General features: G+C 71.6%; 18 protein-coding genes. 6 read left to right on the plus strand and 12 right to left on the minus strand.

The genetic code is table 11. From position 1 onward, the window contains the following. Positions 1-34: 34 nt before the first annotated feature. The 4 genes from ALA01S_RS08975 (at position 35) to ALA01S_RS08990 (ending at position 4,308) form a co-directional block, all read left to right on the plus strand. Positions 35-2,098 carry a carbon starvation CstA family protein gene (locus tag ALA01S_RS08975; RefSeq protein ID WP_066334980.1) on the plus strand — a complete coding sequence of 688 codons (2,064 nt, stop codon included), beginning with the start codon at positions 35-37 and terminating at the stop codon, positions 2,096-2,098. After that, entirely contained in the window at positions 2,095-2,346 is a 252-nt protein-coding gene (locus ALA01S_RS08980; protein WP_084267363.1) for a YbdD/YjiX family protein, read from the plus strand. The genes ALA01S_RS08975 and ALA01S_RS08980 overlap by 4 nt, the downstream gene beginning before the upstream one ends. 275 nt (positions 2,347-2,621) lie before the next feature. Next, positions 2,622-3,740 (plus strand): extracellular catalytic domain type 2 short-chain-length polyhydroxyalkanoate depolymerase, encoded by a 1,119-nt coding sequence (locus ALA01S_RS08985; protein ID WP_238455739.1) that lies wholly within the window; start codon positions 2,622-2,624, stop codon positions 3,738-3,740. A 40-nt stretch (positions 3,741-3,780) separates the two neighbouring features. Then, positions 3,781-4,308 carry a hypothetical protein gene (locus ALA01S_RS08990; RefSeq protein WP_157118861.1) on the plus strand — a complete coding sequence of 176 codons (528 nt, stop codon included), beginning with the start codon at positions 3,781-3,783 and terminating at the stop codon, positions 4,306-4,308. Between the two features lie 22 nt (positions 4,309-4,330). Here ALA01S_RS08990 and ALA01S_RS08995 read toward each other — a convergent pair whose 3' ends face one another. Beyond that, the gene (locus ALA01S_RS08995) at positions 4,331-5,482 is read right to left on the minus strand and encodes an exonuclease/endonuclease/phosphatase family protein (protein ID WP_066334988.1); all 1,152 of its coding nucleotides are present in this window, start codon (positions 5,480-5,482) and stop codon (positions 4,331-4,333) included. Positions 5,483-5,643: 161 nt separating this feature from the next. Then, positions 5,644-6,756: an exonuclease/endonuclease/phosphatase family protein gene (locus ALA01S_RS09000; protein WP_157118862.1), complete on the minus strand. Its 1,113-nt coding sequence runs from the start codon at positions 6,754-6,756 to the stop codon at positions 5,644-5,646. A 363-nt stretch (positions 6,757-7,119) separates the two neighbouring features. Between ALA01S_RS09000 and ALA01S_RS09005 the strand changes: the two genes are divergently transcribed. Beyond that, the gene (locus tag ALA01S_RS09005) at positions 7,120-8,013 is read left to right on the plus strand and encodes a ketopantoate reductase family protein (RefSeq protein ID WP_066335092.1); all 894 of its coding nucleotides are present in this window, start codon (positions 7,120-7,122) and stop codon (positions 8,011-8,013) included. On the opposite strand, the gene ALA01S_RS09010 is transcribed toward ALA01S_RS09005, so the two are convergent. Next, the gene (locus ALA01S_RS09010) at positions 8,000-9,799 is read right to left on the minus strand and encodes a galactose oxidase early set domain-containing protein (protein WP_169805884.1); all 1,800 of its coding nucleotides are present in this window, start codon (positions 9,797-9,799) and stop codon (positions 8,000-8,002) included. The two genes, ALA01S_RS09005 and ALA01S_RS09010, sit on opposite strands and share 14 nt — an antisense overlap. Before the next feature lie 368 nt (positions 9,800-10,167). Further along, positions 10,168-12,003: a GGDEF domain-containing protein gene (locus tag ALA01S_RS09015; RefSeq protein ID WP_169805885.1), complete on the minus strand. Its 1,836-nt coding sequence runs from the start codon at positions 12,001-12,003 to the stop codon at positions 10,168-10,170. 195 nt (positions 12,004-12,198) lie between these two features. Between ALA01S_RS09015 and ALA01S_RS09020 the strand changes: the two genes are divergently transcribed. Continuing rightward, positions 12,199-13,266 (plus strand): alpha/beta fold hydrolase, encoded by a 1,068-nt coding sequence (locus ALA01S_RS09020; RefSeq protein ID WP_157118864.1) that lies wholly within the window; start codon positions 12,199-12,201, stop codon positions 13,264-13,266. A 7-nt stretch (positions 13,267-13,273) separates the two neighbouring features. Here ALA01S_RS09020 and ALA01S_RS09025 read toward each other — a convergent pair whose 3' ends face one another. The 8 genes from ALA01S_RS09025 to ALA01S_RS09060 form a co-directional block, all read right to left on the minus strand. Continuing rightward, complete coding sequence (locus ALA01S_RS09025; RefSeq protein WP_066334997.1) at positions 13,274-13,708, minus strand: hypothetical protein; 435 nt, start codon at positions 13,706-13,708, stop codon at positions 13,274-13,276. A gap of 56 nt (positions 13,709-13,764) precedes the next feature. Further along, positions 13,765-16,881 (minus strand): efflux RND transporter permease subunit, encoded by a 3,117-nt coding sequence (locus tag ALA01S_RS09030; protein WP_066335001.1) that lies wholly within the window; start codon positions 16,879-16,881, stop codon positions 13,765-13,767. A 13-nt stretch (positions 16,882-16,894) separates the two neighbouring features. Further along, positions 16,895-18,049, minus strand: coding sequence for an efflux RND transporter periplasmic adaptor subunit (locus tag ALA01S_RS09035; protein ID WP_066335003.1), 1,155 nt, complete (start codon positions 18,047-18,049; stop codon positions 16,895-16,897). Positions 18,050-18,455: 406 nt separating this feature from the next. Next, complete coding sequence (locus tag ALA01S_RS09040) at positions 18,456-19,043, minus strand: hypothetical protein (protein ID WP_066335005.1); 588 nt, start codon at positions 19,041-19,043, stop codon at positions 18,456-18,458. Then, complete coding sequence (locus ALA01S_RS09045; RefSeq protein ID WP_084267368.1) at positions 19,040-20,320, minus strand: TolC family protein; 1,281 nt, start codon at positions 20,318-20,320, stop codon at positions 19,040-19,042. Before ALA01S_RS09045 ends, ALA01S_RS09040 begins: the two co-directional genes overlap by 4 nt. Before the next feature lie 121 nt (positions 20,321-20,441). Then, entirely contained in the window at positions 20,442-20,963 is a 522-nt protein-coding gene (locus ALA01S_RS32735; RefSeq protein WP_157118865.1) for a hypothetical protein, read from the minus strand. Between the two features lie 68 nt (positions 20,964-21,031). Beyond that, positions 21,032-21,223: a heavy-metal-associated domain-containing protein gene (locus ALA01S_RS09055; RefSeq protein WP_066335017.1), complete on the minus strand. Its 192-nt coding sequence runs from the start codon at positions 21,221-21,223 to the stop codon at positions 21,032-21,034. A gap of 82 nt (positions 21,224-21,305) precedes the next feature. Continuing rightward, on the minus strand, positions 21,306-21,767 hold the full coding sequence (locus tag ALA01S_RS09060; RefSeq protein ID WP_066335019.1) for a MarR family winged helix-turn-helix transcriptional regulator: 462 nt from the start codon (positions 21,765-21,767) through the stop codon (positions 21,306-21,308). Positions 21,768-22,093 lie beyond the last annotated feature (326 nt).

Genomic DNA, 22,093 nt, shown 5'->3' on the forward strand with positions numbered 1-22,093 from the left:
TTGCGTCCCAGCCGCGCAAACGACGGAGGAGACCATGAACAAGCTCGTGTCCGTGCTCGTGTGGCCGGTGGTGGCGCTCGTCGGCGCCTTCTCGTTCGCCACGCTGGCGCTGCACCGCGGCGAGGCCGTCAACGCGGTGTGGCTGGTGACGGCGGGGCTGTCCGTCTACTTCATCGCCTACCGCTTCTATTCCAAGTTCATCACCGAGCGCGCGCTGGGCCTGGACGACTCGCGGCCCACGCCCGCCATGCGCCACAACGACGGGCTGGACTACGTGCCCACCAACAAGTGGGTGCTCTACGGCCACCACTTCGCGGCCATCGCCGGCGCCGGCCCGCTGGTCGGCCCGGTGCTGGCGGCGCAGATGGGCTACCTGCCCGGCACGCTGTGGATTCTTTCCGGCGTGGTCATCGCCGGGGCGGTGCAGGACTTCATCGTGCTCTTCGCCTCGGTGCGGCGCGACGGCAAGTCGCTGGGCGAGATGATCAAGATGGAGCTGGGCCCGCTGGCCGGGACGCTGGCCTCCATAGGCGTGCTGGCCATCATGATCATCATCCTGGCCGTGCTGGCGCTGGTGGTGGTCAAGGCGCTCACGGGCAGCCCCTGGGGGCTGTTCACCATCGCGGCCACCATCCCCATCGCGCTGCTCATGGGCATCTACATGCGCGTGATACGCCCGGGGCACGTGGGCGAGGCCTCGGCCTTCGGCGTGGTGCTGCTGCTGGGCTCCATCTTCCTGGGCCGCGTGGTGGCGGAAAGCCCGACGTGGGGGCCGATGTTCACGCTCAACGGGCCGCAACTGGCTTGGGCGCTCATCGTGTACGGCGCCATCGCCGCCAGCCTGCCGGTGTGGCTCATGCTCGCGCCGCGGGACTATCTGAGCACCTTCCTGAAGATAGGCACCATCGTTGCGCTCGCACTCGGCATCTACTTCGTCGCGCCGCTGCTGAGCATGCCCAGCACCACGCGCTTCATTGACGGCAGCGGGCCGGTGTTCTCCGGCAAGCTTTTCCCCTTCCTCTTCATCACCATCGCCTGCGGCGCGGTCAGCGGCTTCCATTCGCTCATCTCGTCGGGCACGACGCCCAAGATGGTGGAGAAGGAGTCGCACATGCGGCTCATCGGCTTCGGCGGCATGCTGACCGAAAGCTTCGTCGCGCTGATGGCGCTCACCGCCGCCTGCGTGCTGGACCCGGGCATCTACTTCGCCATGAACGCGCCGGCAGCGGTCATAGGCACCACGGCGGAGAACGCGGCGCGGGTGATCTCGGAATGGGGCTTCGTCATCACGCCGGACGTGCTCACGCAGACGGCGCGCGACATCGGCGAATCCACCATCCTCTCCCGCGCCGGGGGCGCGCCCACGCTGGCCGTGGGCATGGCGCAGATCCTGGGGCAGGCCTTCGGCGGCAAGTCCATGGAGGCGTTCTGGTACCACTTCGCCATCCTGTTCGAGGCCTTGTTCATCCTCACCGCGGTGGACGCGGGCACGCGCGTGGGCCGCTTCATGATCCAGGACATGCTGGGCCACGTGTACAAGCCGTTCGGCAACACCGACAACCTCGTGGCCAACCTGCTGGCCACAGCGGCCTGCGTGGCGCTGTGGGGCTACTTCCTGTACCAGGGCGTGGTCGACCCGCTGGGCGGCATCAACACGCTGTGGCAGCTCTTCGGCGTGGGCAACCAGATGCTGGCGGGCATCGCGCTGCTGCTGTGCACCACGGTGCTGGTGAAGATGAAGCGCGGGCGCTACGTGTGGATCACGCTCATCCCCACCGCATGGCTGCTGGTGACGACGCTCACGGCCGGGGTGCAGAAGATCTTCCATCCCTCGCCGTCCATCGGCTTCCTGGCGCTGGCCCACAAGTTCAGCGACGCGGCGGCGCAGGGCACGGTGCTGGCCCCCGCCAAGACCGTGGCGGAGATGCAGCGCGTGGCCTTCAACAACTACCTGGACGCGGTGGTGTGCGGCTTCTTCGTCCTGCTGGTGGTGGCGATGTGCTTCTTCGCGCTGCGCACCTGCCTGCAGGCGCGGCGCAAGCCGCATCCGACGGCGCACGAGATTCCGCCCGTCTCCACGCGCCAGGCGGCCGTATGAGCGCGCCAGCGACCCCGGACCAGGACGGCGGCGCCCAAGCCGCCGACGCCTTCACCAGCCTGGCCGCGCGCTGGCGCAGCGCGTGCAGCGCCTGCCGCCAGGTGTTCGGCATGCCGGACTACGAGCGCTACCTCGCCCACGCCGCGGCCACGCACCCGGGCGAGCCCGTGCTCTCGCGCGAGGACTATTTCAAGCGCGCCATAGACCGCCGCTACGGCGGCGGCTCAGGCGGCATGCGCTGCTGCTGAGGGCTTGAGAGGGCGGGCTCGGCCAGGCGAGGCGTCTTCAGCGCCGCCGCCGTGGTGAAAGCTTTGCCCGCGCGCAGGGGCTGTTTGCCGGCCAGGCATTTTTGCAAGCCGCCGCAAGAGGTCGCTTGACGACCCCTTGCGCCCATGCTGCAATGCAGCAAACGTAATAGGCTGTAACGCAACCCCGCCGCCAGGCAGTGAAGGCGTGCCTGGCGGTTGCGCATTCGGCCGGCGTGCCCATGCGCCGGCCCATTCGTTCCCCCTTGGAGAAGCCCATGCTCGACACGATGGCCGCGCCGCCAGCCGATTCCCTGCCCAGCCTCAACGCCGACCTGAGCCAGTGCTCTGTGTCCGGCCTGTCGTCGGGCGCCTTCATGACGGTGCAGTTGCATCTGGCGCACTCGTCCCTGTTCGTGGGCGCGGGCGTGATCGCGGGTGGCCCGTACCGCAGCGCCGAGTCCTTCCGCGCCGCGGCGCCCATCGCGGACGACGCCTACCTGCTCAACGCGCTGTACGTGTGCATGAACCCGCTGACGCCCTACACCGGCCCGGATTCCGAGCGCCTGGTGGGCCTGGCGCGCGAGACGGAAAAGCGCGGGCTGATCGATCCGCTGTCCAACCTGGCCGGGCAGAAGGTCTACATCTTCACCGGCAGCGAGGACAAGGTGGTGGACTCCTGCGTGGTGCGCACCACGCGCGCCTTCTACGAGGCGCTGGGCGTGGCCAACCAGGACATCGAGTTCGTGGACGACGTGCCCGCGGGCCACTCCATCCTCACCAGCAACCTGGAGGACAACCCGATAGGCGAGAACCGGCCGCCCTACATCAACCGTTGGACGCACATGCAGAGCTGGGACATCCTGGACCACATCTATGGCCGGCTGGAGCGGCCCAAGCATGCGCCCACGGGCCGCATCGTGCGCTTCGACCAGCGCGAGTTCTTCAACCACGAGAACCGCGCCAGCATGAGCGCCTACGGCTACGCCTACGTGCCCAAGGCGGTGGAAGAAGGCGCGCCGTGCCGGGTGCACGTCGTCCTGCACGGCTGCATGCAGGGCTACAACTTCGTGCCCATGGAAAACGGCAAGATCAACCGCACGGGCGACGCGCCCTACGGCAACCGCTACTACACGACCACCGGCTACAACGAGCTGGCCGACGCCAACAACATCGTCGTGCTGTACCCCCAGGCCGAGAGCCGCAACGAAGCCGCGGTGCAGAACCCCAACGGCTGCTGGGACTGGTGGGGCTACACCTGCCCGCAAGTGGACTCGCCGGACTACTACTCGCAGCAGGCCATACAGATCAAGGCCATACACGGCATGCTGCAGCGCCTGGGCGGCAAGCACGCGCCCAAGGCGCGCCGCGACAAGCTTGCGGCCGCAACGGCCTGAGCCGGCGCAACGACCGCTTCAACTCCTTGCACGCACGACGATGAGCACCGTACAGAACACGATGATGAAGGCCCGCGGCTCGCGGGCCGACGACTGGCTCAAGGCCCAGATCGAGGCAGCCAAGGCCGCCATGCCCGACGCCCAGGACCCGGCGCGGGTACCGCTGCCCCTGGTGCCGCTGGCGCAACTGCAGATGCTGCAAAGCACGCTGGCGCACGAGGCCTCCGGCTACGCCTCGCGGGCCGCGGAGGCCGGCGCCGCGCTGCCCTCGCTGGCCAACGACCCCAACGCCGCCCAGGAAGCCTGGGCCCTGGCCGGCGCGGCGGTGCAGCGCTGGTGGTCGGTGCAGGCGCAAAGCGTCAGGGACTGGGTCGAGCTGGGCAAGGAAATGGGCGAGCTCAAGCAGGCGCGCAGCGTCTCCAACTACCTGTCCATGCAGATCAACTACACCGAACAGGCGCAGGCCAACGTGTCGAGCTGGCAGCTCAACATGGCCGAGTGGATGGACGCGGTGATGGTGGACACCGGCTGGTGGCTGGCCCGCAAGCGGGCGCAGGCGCGGGGCTGACGGCACCAGCGGCGCTCGCGCGTCAGCGCGCGGGCGCCGTCTGCAGCTCCACCACCACGCCGGCGTGGTCCGAGGGCCACAGGCCGGCCGAGGTGCGGTCCGCTGCCGCGGCACCCGCCAGGCGGGCGGCACGCGGCTGCACCGCGCCGCGCAGCCACAGCACGTCGCTGCGGCGCGAGAGCTGCGGGTCCGTGTCGTCCATGGACGGCGCCCGGCAGCAGGTGGCGCCCAACTGCGCCGGCTGGGCCTGCGCCCAGGCGTCGCGCCAGCCCGCGGCCAGGAAGTCCGCCTGCAGCTCGTCCGGCGGCGGCGGCGCGGCCGGGACGGTGCTGGACAAGGCCAGCGCCACGGGCAGCGGGCTGGATTCGGCCAGCGCGCGCAGCAGCTCGCCGTCCTGGCGGCGCTCGTCCGGCGTGAACGGGTCCAGCCGCGCGAGCTGCGCGCTCACGAAGCGCAGGGCACCGCCCGGCAGCCGCACATCCACCGACACCCAGGCGCGCCCGCCCGGCCACACGCCCACCTGCGCCGTGCCCGGCGCGGCGGCCAGGGCCGGCGGCGGCGCCGGGGCGTCCAGGCGGCCCCGCTGCGGGCGGGCAGTGGCGCCGCGCGGCAGGTCGGCGCGCTCCAGGATCACCACGCGCTCGCTGGCCTGCACGCAGCGCAGCTCGCCCGGCGCCGGCCGCGCGGGCAGCGGCGGCAGCTCGAACTGCGCGGCCTGCACCGCCACGCGGTAGGGCCGGCCCAACGCGCGCAGCGACTGCAGCAGTGCCGCGAGCATGTCGATTTCCACCTTCATCGGCCCGCAGCGCAGGCCGTGCAGGGCCAGCGTGCCGGTGGACCAGCGGCCCAGCGCCTGCACGGCCACCAGGTGCGGCGCGGCCTGGGCCACTTGGGCCGCCAGCGCGCGCATGCGTGCGTGCGGCTGCGTGGCGCGCACCTCGCGCAGCACGCGGCCGGCGGCGTCCACGTAGGTCAGCAGGTCCACCGAGAAGAACAGCGGCGTCCAGGCCGTGCCCGCGCCGGCGTTGTAGGTCATCACGCGCAGCGGGCCGGCGTCCGCGGCCGGTTGAAGCGCTTCAGGCGGCTGCGGCTGGGCCCGCGCCGCCGGCAGGCCCAGCGCCAGCGCCGCGGCCACCAGGGCGGCCGGCCCCGGGCGGCGGCGGTTTCCGGTCATGAATGCAAGTCCTTTCCGATGGCGGGCCGCCGCACGGGGGCCGTGCGGCGGCGGGGCGCCATGGTGCCCGCGCGGGGGCAGGCGGCGCCTTGAGCGGCGTCAAGCGGAACCAGGGCGGGACGGAGCGCGGACCGCAGCGCTCCCGGGGGCGCCGCGCGGCGTCAGGGCGCCGTGTCCGGCACCACCTGGGCCATCACGCCGGCGTGGTCCGAGGGCCACAGGCCGGTGGGCGTGCGCGTTTCGTTCCAGGCGCCCACCAGGCTGAGCCGCGGCGCCTGCACCGCGCCGCGCAGCAACACCAGGTCCGTGCGGCTGGACAGGCGCGAGAAGCGGTTGTCCAACGACGGCGCCTGGCAGCAGGTGTAGCCGGCCAGGCCCGGGTGGCGCAGCTGCCAGGCATCGATCCAGCCGGCGGCGATGAAGTCGGTGTAGACGTCATCGGCCGGGGCCGGCGCGGCCTGCGCGTTGGCCGAGAAAGCCAGCACCACGGGCAGCGCACCGGTGGCGCCCACGGCGCGCAGCGCGGCACCGTTGTCGCGGCGGCGCTGGGCGTCGCGCTCGTCCAGTTGCGCGCCCAACAGGCGCAGCCAGCGGCCGCTCAGCTGCGCCTCCACCGACACCCAGGCCTGCCCCGTGGGCACGGTGCCCACGGGCGCCGGCGTGCCGCTGCCGTCGTCCTGGGGCTGTGCGGGCGCGTCCAGCCGGCCCGCGCGCGGATTGCGCCACTGGAAGACGGTGTTGGAGAGCCCGGCGCGGGCCAGGATCACGTTGCGGCCGAGCACCTGCACGCACTGCAGCGCGCCCTCGCCGAACCGGCCCAGCAGCGGCCGCGGGTTGAAGGCCGCCACCTGCGCGGCCACGCGGTAGTCCAGGCCCTGGGCGCGTAGCGCCTCGCGCAGGTCCTGCAGCATGTCCAGGCTCACCGTGCCCGCGGCGCAACGGCCGGTGGCCGGGTTGAACGGTGCGGTCTTCCAGCGGTTGAGCTCCTGCAGGCTCACCAGCGCGGGGCGCACCTTGGCAATCTGCGCCGCCACGGCGCGCATGCGCGCCGCGGGCTGCGTGGCCTGCACCTGGCGCAGCGTCTGGGCCACGGCCAGGTGGTAGCTCTCGGCATCGCGGGCGCGCAGCAGCGCGGCGAAATCCGTGCCCTGGCCGGCGTTGTAGGTCATCACGCCCAAGGTGCTGCCGGTGTCCGTCTGGGCCTGGCCGGCCATGGGCCAGGCGGCGACGGCGGCCAGCATGGCCAGGACCCTCCCGCGAAATCGCTTGTGCATGCTCGATGCTCCTCGCACGCTGACCGCCGCCACGCGTGCTTGCCGGCGGCGCAGCGTGAGGATGGTGGCGCGGGGGCCTGGCGGCGGGTGATTCCAGGCGTTTCCACCACGGGGCGGGCTCAGCGAACCCACCCCTGCACGTGGATGGCGCTGGACAGCACCGTGCGAAGGGCGGGCCTTTGCGGGTTGTCGCCGACGCGTTGTGCATGGGCCCCGCCCCTGCGCAGCGTTTGCACTCAAGCCGCCTACCATGGCCGCCCGTCCACAACCACCTGAGCCGCCGCCATGCCGCCGACCCCACCCACCGCCTCCACCACGCCGCACGCCCCCGCGGGCGGCGCGCCGGCCACGCGCATCGCCGTCATGGGGGCCGGCGCCGTGGGCTGCTTCTATGGCGCGCTGCTGGCGCGCGCGGGGCACGAGGTGGTGCTCATAGGCCGGCCGCAGCACGTGCAGGCCGTGCGCGAACAAGGCCTTCGGCTGGAAATGCAAGGTTTCGATGGACATCTGCGCGTGGAGGCCGACACCGACGCCGCCGCCGTGCGCGGCGCCTCGCTGGTGCTGTTCACGGTGAAGTCCACCGACACCGAAACGGCCGCGGCGCAGCTCGCGCCGCACCTGTCACCGGATGCGGTGCTGCTGTCGATGCAGAACGGCGTGGACAACGCCGAGCGGCTGCGTGCCGCGCTGCCCGCGCACGAGGTGGCGGCCACGGTGGTCTACGTGGCCACCGGCATGGCCGGGCCCGGGCACGTGCGCCACTTCGGCCGCAACGAGCTGGTCCTGGAGCCCGGCCGCCGCAGCGAGGCGGTGGCGCAACTGCTGCGCGAGGCCGGCATCCCGACGGAGGTGTCGGACGACGTGCGCGGCGCGCTGTGGGCCAAGCTGGTCATCAACTGCGCCTACAACGCGCTGTCGGCCATCACGCAAATGCCCTACGGCCGCCTGGCGCAGGGCGAGGGCGTGCCGGCAGCGCTGGACGACGTGGTGGCCGAGTGCCTGGCCGTGGCCGCCGCCGACGGCGTGCAGGTGCCCGGCGACCTCCACGCCGCCGTGCGCCGCATCGCGTCGACCATGCCGGGCCAGGTCTCCTCCACGGCGCAGGACGTGGCCCGCGGCAAGCCCAGCGAAATCGACCACCTCAACGGCTACGTGCTGCGCCGCGGCGCCGCGCTGGGCATTCCCACCCCGGTCAACCGGCTGCTGCACGCGCTGGTGAAGCTGCTGGAGGGGCGCTGCGCCGTCACGACAGCTTGACGATGCGCGCCTGCGAAGGCACCAGCCGGTTCGCGTCCGCCGGGGCCAGCGGGTTTTTCTGGAGCACGAACATCAGGTAATAGCCCGGCGGCATTTCCGTGGCGCTGGTGGGCGCCGAGACCGTCAGCGCCGCGCCGCTCTGGGTGAACGGCAGGGTTTTGATGCGCTGCTCGTTGTTGAAGGAATGGGTAGCGGAGCCGGTGCGCACCATCACCACCTTTTCCACCGCCGTGGTATTGCCCATGGTGACGGCGAAACTGCTGTTCCGGCTCACCGCCGTGGGGGCCGCATTCACCACCGGCCGCGCGGCCCAACTGCCGTCGGGGTTGAACAAATAGGGCGGGAAATACACCTCGGCATTGAGATTGCGCACCGGCCCGGGCGATCCGCCGCCGCCGGTCAGCACCGCGCCGCTGGGCAGCAGCAGCGAGGCGTTGTGGTACATGCGGGGTTTTTGCGCGTTGGCCGCCATGGTCCATTGCCCCGTGGCCGGATTCCACAATTCCGTGGTCTTGACGGCATCCGCCAGCGCGTTGGCATTGACCGAGCCACCGTTGAACCACACCGAACCGTCGGCCAGCACGGTGGCAAAACCCCATTTGCGGCCGGTGCTGATCGGGTTGGTGGTGCGTGAGATCACAGGCTGCGCACCGTTGATGTCCACCAGCGACACGATATTGTCGTTGCGCACCGAAAGTATCTTGCCCGGCGCGTACATCAGCGACGGCAAATTCCAGTTGGCACCGGGCAGCTTGCCGGTCAACTGCGTGAGCGTGCCGGTGCCGGCCGGGTCCAGCGCGTGGAAATTGCCCTCGTGCGTGATGGTGAGAATCTTGCCGTCCGGCGCCAGCCACGATTTCGGATACCACCAGTTGTTGCCGTTGACGGCGCCGAATACCGCGTCGCTCTTGGCCGTGGCGAGGGTGCGCCAGCCCGTGCCGGGCACGTAGATTTCCGGCGTGGTGGCATAACTCACGCTGGTGCCGGGGATGGTCTTGGTGCCGGGATAATACAAATCGTCCCGCCCGCCCATCACCACCACCTCGCCCTGCGACGTGGTCACCGCCGTGGCGTACCAGCGGCGCGCGGCCATGGGCGTGGCCTCCTTGCGCACGGTATTGTCGGCCGGGTTGAAGAAATTCAGGTCGCCATTGGCATAATTGCGCTTGCCGTTGACGATACGATCGCCACCCGCCAACAACACCTGCCCATTGCTGGGCAATATCAATTGGGTGCTGCAAAACAAATCCGTGCCCGTGGTGTTGGCAAGCAATTGATGGGGCGAGCTGGCTTCACCCGGCAGGTTAGGATTCCAGTTCGGGTCCCAGACCGAATAACTGAATTGCGCGCCCTGCACGCCCTTGTCGTCGGTGCCATAACTCAATACCCGGCCGTCGGGCAGCAGCACCATGTGAATGGGCATCACGGGCCAGGCCACGGCGGGGCCGAAGGCGCCGGCCGTGAATGCCGCGCTGGAAGTGGCTTGCGGCCGGTAAACCGTCATGAGGTCGCCATTGGCGGCCATTTGCCTGAGCGTTTCCGCCAGCACGGTGGACGTGCTCACCGGGCCGGAGCCGAAATCCACCGGCGCGTCCACGTCGGTTTCCTCCACGTCCACCGAGGGCGTATTGGTGGGCGTGCCGGCATCCGTACCAGTGCCGGTACTCGGCGTATTGTCGGTACTTGGCGTATTGCCGGTGCTCCCGGTATTCGCGGGCGCCGCACCCGTGCTGCCACCCCCGCCACCGCCGCAGGCCGCCAGCGCGGCCACGATCGAAAGGTACAAGGCTTGCCGGGGAAGACGGGTCGCAAAAATAACCAGAGGATTTTGTCGGATCATCGTATCGGGCCTGCGTTTCATTATCTGCCGGCCCCTTGCGGGACCGCTTCCAAGGTCCGACACCTTGCTGAATATTCAATTCCTTAAACACCCCACATCCCGACGGGGGTTGTGGCGGCATGTTTCTCGTGATTCACCCGGTAAACCCAGAAGAATCCCAGGTCTCTTCATGTAGTGCACGAACGAATTGCTGCGCTTTTCAGATCACAAAACTCGGATCAATTCAAAACACTTGCAATTGCACGCAAGGCGAGATTTGTTTGCCGCCTTGTAAAGCTCCAGGCGCGCGGCAGTGCGGCAAGGCCGGCGCAGGATCAAACGGTGGAGGCCGCTGCAGCAGATTCGGCAGATGAGGCCGCAGCGGCGCGGCACGGTGCGGCGTTCAGCGACAGCGCGCCGGCATCCTGGGCCGTGGCCGGCTGGGCGAAGACCACGCGGTTGCGCCCGCCGGTCTTGGCGGTGTAGAGCGCGCGGTCGGCGCAGCGCTGCAGCGAGGGCACGTCCTGCGCGTGGCTGGGAAAGACGGCCACGCCGATCGAGGCCGTCACGTGGAAGGTGGCGCTGCCGTAGGTGATGGACAGCGCCTCCACGCTGCAGCGCCAGAACTCGGCGCGCTCGTGCAGCGCGGGCTCGTCCAGCCCGGGCAACAGCAGCATGAATTCCTCGCCGCCGTAGCGGCAGGCGATGTCGCCGCCCCGGCAGTTCTCCCTGAGCAGCCGTCCCAGGCGGCGCAGCAGCTCGTCCCCGCCGGCATGGCCGAAGGTGTCGTTGACGCGCTTGAAGTGGTCCACGTCCAGCATCACCAGCGCCAGCGGGTAGTGGTAGCGGCGCGCGCGGGCCAGCTCGTGCTCCAGCGTCTCGTCCATGTAGCGGCGGTTGAACATGCCGGTGAGCGGATCGCGGACGGCCTGCTCGTGCAGCCGGGCCTGCAGCGCCTCGATCTCGTGCACGCGGGCCTGCAGCGCCGAGTGCGCCAGGCGCAGCCGGTGGTTGAGCCGGCGCAGGTAGGCCACCACGCCGCCCAACACCAGCGTGGCCGCCGCGAACACGGCCAGCGCCACGTACAGCCTGGACGGCCGTGGCGCGGCCGGGCTGTAGATGAAGCCCTTGAGCTCCGTGCTCTTGAGCATGCCCAGCTCCTGGTAGACCTCGGCAATGTGGAGCCAGCGCCCGGGATTGACCTGGCCGATCTCCACCAGCTCCGGCTGCATCAGGCGCTGCATCTCCCTGGCCTCGAACAGCAGGTGCTCGCGGCCGTGGCGGCGGCTGTAGCGCTCCAGGATGAGGTCGGCCACCTCCTCCGGATGCGCCATGGCGTACTGCCAGCCCTTGAGGCTGGCCTCGCGGAAGGCCTTGGCGCGCGCGGGGTGCTGGCGGATTTCCTCTTCGGTGGTGAAGAGGTTGTCGCCGTAGAAGTCGATGCCGGCCGAGCGCGGCGTGAGCACGGTGAAGGGCTTGCCGGCAGCGCGCACGTCGAAGAGCTCGTCCGTGGAGTAGGCGGAGATGGCATCCACCTTGCCCGCGAGCAGGTCCGCGGCGCTGAAGTCGTGCGGCACGAACCTGAGCTGTTCCGGGTGCACGCCCTCCTTGTGCAGGTAGGCGAAGAGCTCGTCGGCCGAGGCCTCCTGCATCACGCGCTTGCCCACGAGCGCGTGCACGTGGTCCACCTCGCCGCGCGCGATGTAGATGTTGGGCGAGTGCTGCAGGACGACCGCCAGCACCACCAGCGGGCGGCCCAACTGGCGCAGCAGCACCAGGCTGGAGTCGCCCACCCCGTACTGGGCGCGGCCCTCCAGCACCGGGGTGGCGCTGTCCTGCTCGGGTCCGGCTTCCGCCAGCGTCACGTCCAGCCCGGCCTGGCGGTAGTAGCCCTGCTGCAGCGCCGCGTAGTAGCCGGCGAACTGGAACTGGTGCTTCCACTTGAGCTGCAGCGTCACCGCCTGCAGCGGCTGGCCGCCCGCCGCGGGCTGCGCCTGCGCGTGCACCGCGGCCGGCCAGATCGCGCAGGCCAGGGCCAGCAGGGCGGCCCATGCCGGCCACAGCAGACGTGCACGCTCGACCTGCGCCGCGCCCGGGGAAGAAGCCAAGCTCGAACCCCAGTGCGCGTCGGCCAACGAACTGCCGGACTGGCGACGCGACGCTCGGATCATGGCCGGCAGCCTAAGCGTTGGGCGCGCGGCCTCGCTTGACATGGAACAAGAAGGCGCAAACAGCGCCTTGAACATGGCGGGTTCCAGCAAATCGTTCACGCCGCGGCAAAGACCCCTGGCCGTGATGCACTGCAACAAGACGGGTATGGCGGTTGCCGCGGGACACCCCTGACCAACTCACCGGAGGGCTTTCCCATGGCCATCGGCATCACGGACCGCCGCAACTTCAAACCCATCGCCCGCCTCCTTGGCGCCGCCGCCGTGCTCGGCGCCTCTTGGGCGGTGACGCGCGTCATGACGGCGCGGGCGCAGGCGCAAAACCCGCCGCAGGGGCAGTTCGTGGAGGTGCAGGGCCTGCGGCTGCACTACACGGTGCACGGCGACGCGGCGCACCCCCCGCTGGTGCTGCTGCACGGCAACGGCGCCTCGGCCGTGGAGATGGAGATCAGCGGCCTGGTGGCGCACGCGGCGCGGCACTTCCGCGTCTACGTGTTCGACCGCCCGGGCTACGGCCACAGCGAGCGGCCGGACCAGGGGCACCCCTGGACGCCGGACGCCCAGGCGCGGCTCTTCCTGGACGCGCTGCGCGCGCTGGACGTGCAGCGGCCCCTGGTGCTGGGCCACTCCTGGGGCTCCATGGTGGCGCTGTCCATGGCGCTGGCCGAGCCGCAGGCCCTGCGCGCGCTGGTGCTGGTGGCGGGCTACTACACGCCCAGCGCGCGGCTGGACGCGCCGCTCATGGGCCTGCCCGCGCTGCCGGTCATCGGCCCGCTGATGCGCCACACCGTCTCGCCGCTGCTCGGCCGCCTGCTGTGGCCGCTGATGCTGCGCCGCATCTTCGCCCCGGCCCAAGTGCCGCAGGCGTTCAAGCAGCGCTTTCCGACCTGGATGTCGCTGCGGCCGCACACGCTGCAGGCCAGCGCGGCGGAGTCGGGAATGATGATCTGGGAGGGCATCAAGCAGCGCCGGCGCGAAGGAGCGCTGGCCGTGCCCACCGTGGTCGTGGCCGGCGAAGGCGACCTGCTGGTGATGACGCGCTGGCAGTCGCAGCGGCTGCACGAGCGCCTGCCCCAGACCCGGCTGCACCTGGTGCCCGGCGCCGGCCACATGGTCCACCACACGCACACGCAGGCGGTGATGGAAGGCCTCTACGACGCCTGGCACATGTCACAGCCGCTGGTGGCGACGTCGAGCTCGCTGGCCGAGGCGGCGCTGGCGCCGGTGGTGGAGATCGGCTCGGCGCGGGCGCAGCGGGCGGTATAGGCGAGTGTCAGTGGCTGTGCCCGCCGCCCCCGAACGGCTCGAAGCGTGCCTGCCCCGCCGGCTGCCCCGGCAGCGTCACGGACACGATGGCTTTCAGATCGTGCCCCGGCACGTAGGCGCCGCTGCCCTTGAGCAGGTTGTCGCCCGCGGGCTGCAGCGCAATCGTGGCCTTCTGGCCACCGGAAAGCACCGTGACGTTGCCGCTGGCGCCGGCCACCGGCACCTTGGCGCCGGCATGGTCGGTGACGTAGACGGCCACCGGCAGCGCCTCGCCCTTGCTGCCCGGGGGCGCCACGACCAGCTCGTAGTGCTGCGCTCCGGCGGCGCGCAACTGGCCGCCGTTGGCCGCCTTCATCTTGTCCAGCGTCGCGTCATCGTGCGCGAAGGCGGCGCCGCCCAGCGCCAGGGCCAGCGCGGCGATGAGGGATGGGAGGGCTTTCATGGCATTTCTCCTGGTCGGGTTGGGAAAGAAGTCAAACAACGGGGGTTGGGAACGCGTCAAAAGGCCTGCGCGGGCGTGCCCGCCTCGCGCGCGGCGAGAAGCCGCTCGGTCGGCACACGGCCGAAGCGGCGGTACAGCAAGGGGGTCAACAGGGTGTCCAGCAGCGTGGAGCTGACCAGGCCGCCGAAGATCACGACGGCCACCGGGTGCAGCACCTCCTTGCCCGGCGCGTCGGCCGACAGCAGCAGCGGCACCAGCGCGAAGGCGGCCACCAGCGCCGTCATGAGCACGGGCGTGAGGCGCTCCAGCGAGCCGCGGACGATCAGCGCGTCGCCGAAACGCTCGCCCTCGAACGCGCACAGGTTGATCCAGTGGCTCAGCTTGAGGATGCCGTTGCGCGTGGCAATGCCCGTGAGCGTGATGAAGCCCACCAGCGCCGCCACCGACAGCGGCTGGCCCGTCAGCCACAGCGCCGCCACGCTGCCCACCAGTGCCAGCGGGATGTTGCCCATCACGATGAGCGCCAGCACCGCCGAGCGGTAGCGCGCATACAGCACGCCGAAGATCAAGGTCAGTGACACCAGCGCCAGCAGCGCGATCAGCCGCGACGCCTCCTCCTGCGCCTGGAACTGCCCCTCCAGCGCCGTGAAGTAGCCCGCCGGCAGCGCCGTGGCCGCCAGCGCCGCGCGGATGTCGCCCACCACGGCCGACAGCTCGCGCCCGCCCGCGTTGGCGGAAATCACGATGCGCCGCCGCGCGTTCTCGCGGCCGATCTGGTTGGGGCCTTCGCCCTCCTCCACCTGCGCCAGGGCGGACAGCGGCACGGGGCCCGTGGGCGTCGCTATCAGCAGATCGCGCAGCGCCTGCGCGCCGCGGGCGCTTTCCGGCAGGCGCACCAGCAGGTCCATGCGGCGCGGGCCGTCGATGAGCTGCGTGACGCGCTCACCCTCGATGAGCTGCTCCAGGCTGCGCAGCACGGCGCCGGGCGCCACGCCAAAGCGGGCGGCGGCCTCGTAGTCCAGCCGGATCTTCAGTTGCGGGATGAGCACCTGCTTTTCCACCTGCAGGTCGGCCACGCCGGGGATGGCGGCGAGCCGGCCGCGCAGCGTCTCGGCCAGGCCGCGCAGCGTGTCCAGGTCGTCGCCATAGACCTTGAGCGCGATCTGCGCGCGCACGCCGGAGAGCAGGTGGTCCAGCCGGTGCGAAATCGGCTGGCCCACGCTCACCGAGGCCGGCAGCACGGCCAGCCGCGCCCGCAGCTCCTGCACCACGGCCTCGCGCGGGCGCCCGGACGGGCGCAGGTCCACGTCCATCTCCGTGTAGTGCACGCCCTCGGCATGCTCGTCCAGCTCCGCGCGGCCGGTGCGCCGGCCCACGTGCGTGACTTCCGGCACCTGCAGCGCGAGCTGCTCGGCCAGCGTGCCTATGTGGTTGGACGCCTCCAGCGAGGTGCCGGGGTTGAGCAGCACGTTCACCGTCAGCGTGCCCTCGTTGAAGGGCGGCAGGAAGGTGCGCGGGAAACTCAACGCCCCCAGCGCGGCCAGCACCACGGCCAGGCCGGCCGCCGACAGCAGCGCCTGGTCGTGCCTGAACGACCAGGCCAGCAGCCGCGCGTCCCAGCTTTTGAGCCGGCGCACCAGCGGGCTGTCGCCCACGTGCAAGCGCTTCATGCGCGGCAGCAGCCAGAAGCACAGCACGGGCGTGACGGTGGTGGCCACCACCATGCTGGCCAGGATGGAAACGATGTAGGCCAGCCCCAGCGGCGTGAACAGCCGCCCCTCCATGCCCGGCAGCGCGAACAGCGGCAGGAAGACCAGCACCACGATCAGCGTCGCGTAGACGACGCCGGAGCGCACCTCCTTGGAGGCGTCGGCCACCACTTCCAGCACCGGCCGCGGTTCACTCAGCGCGCGGTTTTCGCGCAGGCGGCGCAGCACGTTTTCCACGTCCACCACGGCGTCGTCGACCAGCTCGCCAATGGCGATGGCCAGGCCCCCCAGCGTCATGGTGTTGATGGACAGGCCGAGCCAGCGGAACACCACCGCCGTGACCAGCAGCGACAGCGGGATGGCCGCCAGCGAGATCAGCGTGGTGCGCGCGTTGAGCAAGAAGGCGAAGAGGACGATGGCCACCATCACCGCCCCATCGCGCAGCGCCTCGGCCACGTTGCCTATGGAGCGCTCTATGAAGTCGGCCTGGCGGAAGAGGAACTGCGGCGCCTGCACGCCGGGCGGCCGGCTGCGCGCCAGCGCCTCCATGGCCTGCTCCACCGCGCGGGTGAGGCGCACGCTGTCGGCGTCCGGCTGCTTCTGCACCGAGAGGATCACGGCCGGCTTGCCCGCATAGCTGCCGTCGCCTCGCTTGACGGCGGGCGCGACCTGCACGTCGGCGAGCTGGCGCAGCAGGATGGGCTGCCCGTCCCTCACCGCCACCACCAGGTTGCGCAGCGCCTGCACGTCGGTGCTGCGGCCGATCTGGCGGATCAGCAGCTCGCGGCCCTGGGCTTCGAGAAAGCCGCCGCTGGTGTTGGCGCCGAAGTCGCGCAGCGCGGCCGTGAGCTGCTCCTGCGTGACGCCCAGGGCGCTGAGCTGCGCCGGGTTCACCTCCACGCGCCACTGGCGCACCTGGCCGCCCATGGTCACCACCTGCGCCACGCCGGGCAGGGTGAGCAGGCGCGGGCGCACCACGGTGTCGGCGTAGTCGCGCACCGCCATGGGACTGACCTGCGCCGGATCGGCCGGCAGCGCCAGCAGCAGCACCTCGCCCATGATGGAAGCGATGGGACCAAGCTGCGGCACCACGCCGGGCGGCAGTTGCTCGCGCACGAGGTTGAGCCGCTCGCTGACCTGCTGGCGGTTGCGGTGGATGTCCGTGCCCCACTCGAACTCGACGTAGACCACCGACAGGCCGATGCCGGACGTGGAGCGCACGCGCGTGACGCCGGGCATGCCGTTCATGCCGGCTTCTATGGGGAAGGTGACGAGCTGCTCCACCTCCTCCGGCGCCATGCCGCCGGCCTCGGTCATGAGCGTCACCGTGGGCTTGTCCAGCGCCGGGAACACGTCCACGGGCATGCGCTGCAGGCTGATCAGGCCGAAGGCCATGAGCGCCAGCGCCGCGCCCATCACGAACAGGCGCTGGCGCAGGCTGAAATGGATGATGCGGTCGAACATGCGCGCGGCCCCTTCAGCGCACCTGCGCCAGCAGCGCCGCGCCGCTGGTGACGACGCGCTCGCCCGCCTTGAGGCCCTCGCGCACGGCCACCGTGTCCGCGCCCAGCGGCTGCGGGCGCACGCGGCGCGGCTCGAAGCGCTCGGGGTCCTCGTGCACCCAGACCACCGTTTCACCCGCCGCGTTGCGCGTGACGGCCGAGGCCGGCAGCGCCACGCCCTGCGCCGTGCCGCGAGTGCGCAGCGTCACCTTCACCGGCTGGCCCACGGCCAGCGGCGCGGCGGCATCCAGCACGCGGAACCGCATGGGCAGCGCCTGGTCGCGCAGCAGCCGGCCCGCGCCAGCCACCTGCAGTTTCAACAGGCGACCACCGGCCAGCCCTTCGGCTGACAAGACTTTCGACGGCAGCTCCAGGTCGTAGGCCGGCGCTTCGACGGCCAGCCGCGTGGGATCGACCACTTCGAACAGCAGCGCCTTGGCGTCCACCACCTCGCCCGCGACGATGTCGACGGCGCTGATGACGCCGTCCACGGGCGAGGCCAGCGGCTGCGGCGCGTCCAGCGCGGCGGCGAGCGCGGCCTGGCGTTTCTTCAGCGCCTGCAGCTCCACGCGGGCGGCCTCGATTTCCTTGGCCGGCACGGAGCCTTCGAGCTGCTCCAGCCGCGCGATGCGCCGCTCGGCCAGCGCGGTTTGGGCGCCCAACTCGGCCTGCTGGCCGACGCGGTCGCCGCGCTCCAGCGAGCTGGCCGTTGGGCGCAGCCAGGCGACGATTTCACCTTTACGCACCTTCTGGCCCAGCACGGGGAACGCCTTGCCGGCGGGAACGACGGTGCCCGGCTGCGTGGCCTGGATGCGCCCGCCGCTGCCGGGCTCTATGACGACGCGGCCGTTGAGCTCCACGGCGGCCGAGAGCGCGCCCTCGGTAACGGGCACCGTGCGCACGGCCAGCAGCCGCTGCACGTGCTTGGGCACGAAAAGGCTGCCGTCGGCCAGGCGGGCGGAGGCTTCCAGCGATGCAGCACCGGCCGGGGCGGCGTCGGCGGCCGGCTTGCCGGTGGGGCCCGCGGCGGAAGTGGCGGTCTTGGGAGCGTCGTGGGAATGGTCCTCGTCGCCGTGGGCGTGGGCGGTGGGAGCAAGGGCAGTCAGGGACAGCAGTGCAGCGAGCGCCACGCGGTGGACGCCAGCCGCAAGCCGATGCGCCAACCCCACCCTGTCGTCATCCCCGCGCAGGCGCACTGCTGTCCGGGGAAAGTTGATAGCCGCCAGCCGGAGACTGGCCTGCGGCGTCCCCCGAGCCGTCATTCCCGCGAAGGCGGGAATCCAGGCGGCCCTCAAGCCGGCCGCCAGCTCATGAGCCGGCGTCACAAGGTCCAAACCGCGCTTTTCCTGCGTCGCCCCTTCGCTCCAGCGTGGGGCCGCCTGGATTCCCGCCTTCGCGGGAATGACGAAGTGGGGAGCGAGACGCTCCTGTTCCCGGGATGCAAGGACCAGCCAACGGCGAACCGTGGGCGCTTGCGGGATGCGACAGGCCACTCGGCGAGCGGCCTGGTTTTCGTTCTTGACCACGGTCATTCCCTCACCGTCCACCCGCCACGCGCCGCCGCCGCCGCGCCGACATCGCGGCCATCGCCGCTCCCATGCCGGCCGCGCCCAGCGCGATCCAGCCCAGCGGCTGCAGCCAGGCCGCGCGCGGCGTGCCCTCGCCCGCAGCGGGCACCGTTGCGGGCGCATCCGCAGGCCCGTGCGCAGGCGCGGCGGCTGGCGCCACCACCAGCGGCGCGCCCAACAAGTCCATGTCGCTGCCCGCCTGCACGGTGAACGTCATCGGGTGCTGACCAACGGCCGGGGCCTGCGGCAGCTTGAGCTCGTAGACGCCGGCCGAGAGCTCGGCCGCCTTGGCGTTGGCGCCCGCGCCCTCCACGTCCACGCTCGCGCCGGCCACGGGCGCGTTGTCGGCCGCGGCGTCCAGCCACAGCAGCAGCCGGCCGCCGGGCTCCAGCACACCGACCAGCTCGAACAGCTCGGAGTGCGCCATCACGCGCGGCAGCAGCGGCCGGGCGTTGACCACGGCGGGCGGCCCGTGGTCCTCGCCCCCGTGGGCGAACACCGAGGTGACGACGAAGCCCAACAGCAGGCCCAGGGAAAACAGGAAAAAGCGGGTCATGGCAGCACTCCAAGGGCTTGGCGCAGGCGAGACAAAGCGGCGGCGCGGGCAACTTCGAGCCGGCGCACGTCGCTCTCGGCGTCGAAGGCCGCGGCGCGGGCGCGCAGCAGCGTGGGCAGATCGCTTTCGCCCAATGAAAAGGATTTTTGGATCAGCGCCAGCGTGTCGGCCGTGAGCGCGGCGCGGCGCGCGGCCAGCGCGGCCTTGGCTTCAACCGCGTCGCGCTCGCGCCGCGCCGCCTGCTGCTCCAGCGCCCATTGCGTTTGCAACTGCGCCTCGGTGGCCTGCGCCTCCAGCAGCTCGGCGCGCACCTCGGCGCTGTCGCGCAAGCGCCGCGGCGCGGAGGCCAGCGGCACGCTCAGCCGCACGCCCACCGCGGTGGCATAGGGCTCGTCGGCGGCGCCGCGCTCGCGCAGCAGCCGCACCGACACCTCCGGCGCCTCGCGCGCGCTGCGCTCCACCAGTTGCAGCCGCGCCTGCGCCACGCGCACGGCCGCCGCCGCCGCGGCCAGGCGCGGATGCACGGCGTCGGCGTCTGGCGGGGCCGCCACCGCGGGCTCGGCCGTCAGCACGGCGGGAGCATGGGCGCCGGTGAGCGCGCTCAGCCGGTCGGCGGCCAGGCGCTCCAGCAGCCGCGCGTCGGCCAGCGCGGCTTCGGCGCTTTGCGTTTCCACCGCGGCGCTGTTGGCATCGGTGCGCGCCAGCTCGCCGGCACGCTGGCGGCGCTCCACGTCGGCCTGCAGCGCGCGGGCGGATGCCAGCCGGCGCTGCTGCAGCGCGGCGTCTTCGCGCGCGGCGGCGAGCAGCCACCAGGCTTCGCGCAGCTCACCGGCAAGCTGCAGGCGGCGCGCTTGGCCGTCGTCGGCCAGGCTTTGGAGCTGGGCCTGCGCGACGGAGCGCTGCGCCTCGCGCTGCCCCGGCAGCCACAGCGGCACGCCGATCTCGGCCTCCAGCTCGCGGCGGCCGGCGCGGTGGTTGAAGCGGTCGTCCAGCGCGCTCAGGCTCACGCGCGGCGCGCCGGGCGCCAGGCCGCGGGCCAGCTCGGCGGCGGCCTGCGCCTGCTCGCCGCGCGCGGGCAGGGCCTGGCCGGCGGGCGAGCGTGCCCAAGCCAGCGCCAGCGCGTCGCGCAGCGTGGCCGGCGCGGCGGCCGAGGGCGTCCAAGGCGCGGCCGGGGTTTCGGCGGGCGCCGACACGGGCGCGGCGGACGGCGGGGGCGCGTCGGCGGCCCACGCGGACACGGCGGCCGCGAGCACCACCGGCACGGTGATTCGTCTCATCGAGGCTTCCTCTGCAACGGTGCAACTGCAAGGCGTTGGGGAAGCGGCGCACGGGCGGGCGGCGCTGCACGGCGGCAGCAGCCTCGTCGCGGTCAGGCTGGGAAAGGAACCTGGCGCCGCTTCAGGCGGCCAGGCCTATGGGCGGCCGGTGCAGCCGCTGCGGCGGCACGGAGCTGAAGCGCTGCCCTGGCGCGGGCGGCAGCCAGCCCGCGGGCGCCAGGGCCGGCAAGCCGGCGTCGAACGCGGCGGACAGCGGGGGCGAGTGCAGGCTCATGCAGGCGGCGGAGCCGCTGCAGGGATCGGTCAGGGGGGAGGAAGAAGTGCCGCCGTCATCGGCCGGGCCCGTCGCCGCGGCGTCATGGCCATCGTGACCGTCGTGGTGCTGATGCGCTGCCGCACCGGCTTGATGCGCCAGGGCTGCAGGCGCCACGTCATGGCCGGCATGCGCGGCATGGTGCGCCGCACCGTGTCCCTGCGCCTCTGCCTGGGCTGCCTGGACGGCCAGCGGCAGGCTCAGGTGCCCCAGGCACGGCATGGCCACGAGCGCCCACGCCGACTGCAGCGGCAGCAGGAGCATCAGGACGATGGCGATGAGGCGGCGCACGGGCAGGACGGCGGATGAAGGACGCAGGGGTGGACGCAAGTTTAGGCGTCCGCGCCGCGCGCGCCGGCTTTACCAGGGTCAAGCCGGGCGCACGGGGCGGCAGTGCGTCACGCGGGGTCGTAGCCGGCGTCGGACAGGGCGCGGGCCAGGGCCTCGCGGTCCTCGGCGTTCTCGACCTGCACCTTCTTGGTGGCCAGGTCGACGTGCACGCGCGCCTGCGGCGCAGCGGCCTGCAACGCCTGGGTCACGGCGCCCACGCAGTGGCCGCAGCTCATGTCAGGCAGGGTGAACTCGATCATGGCAAGTGCTCCTCAAGGGGTGGATGGGCGCCAGTCTCAGCCTTGCCACGGTGGGAAGGTCAAGCACCGGGGCCGCTTTTTTTCAATCGCCCTGCGCCTCGTCGCGCGAGAGGTTGTCCAGCATGGTCAGCAGGGTACGGCGCGCGGCGGCGGCCTCGGCTTCCGGCACGCCCTGCAGCGCGATGGCGTTGACCTCCTCGGCCAGCGGCACCAGCACGCCCTTGAGCTGCCGGCCTTCGTCGGTGAGGTGGACGTAGACGTTCTTGCGGTTGTCGGCGCGCTGCTCCAGCCGCACGTAGCCCAGCGACTCCATGGCGCGCAGCGCGATGAAGGTGGTGGGCTCGGCCACGCCGGCCTCCATGCTGAGCTCGCGCTTGGTGAGGCCGTCGCGCTCCCACAGGATGCGCAGGTAGACCCAGTGCCCCATCTGCACGCCGTGGCGCGCCAGCCGCGCGCGCAGCGAGCGGTCGAAGGCGCGCATGGTGTCCTTGAGCAGGTGCGCCATGCGGTCGTTGGGCACGGCCTCGTGCCAGTGCCGAAGCATGCGGCGGGCGACTTCGTTTTCTCTTTCCTGGGCAGCTTTGGAGACACGCACGGCAGCAGGGCGAAGTGGCAGGGTGGGGAATTCTCGCAAACGCCACCGCAGCTCCTGGCCGCAGCGACTGCAGCGGCCGCCGCGCCATTGATGACGCACGCAACCGCCCTGCGGTGGCAGTGGGATCGTCGAACAGCCGGGCGATGTCCGGGTTGCGCCGCGGCACGTGGCGGCTGGGCGGGCGCAGGGCGACGAAGGCGTCGACGTCGCCGCGATCCGGCAGCTCGCAGAGGGTGCGCTTGGCCGGCGCGTCTTCCACGCGCACGGTTGAGCGT

The organism is Azohydromonas lata NBRC 102462 (assembly GCF_001571085.1).
Lineage (GTDB): Bacteria > Pseudomonadota > Gammaproteobacteria > Burkholderiales > Burkholderiaceae_C > Azohydromonas > Azohydromonas lata.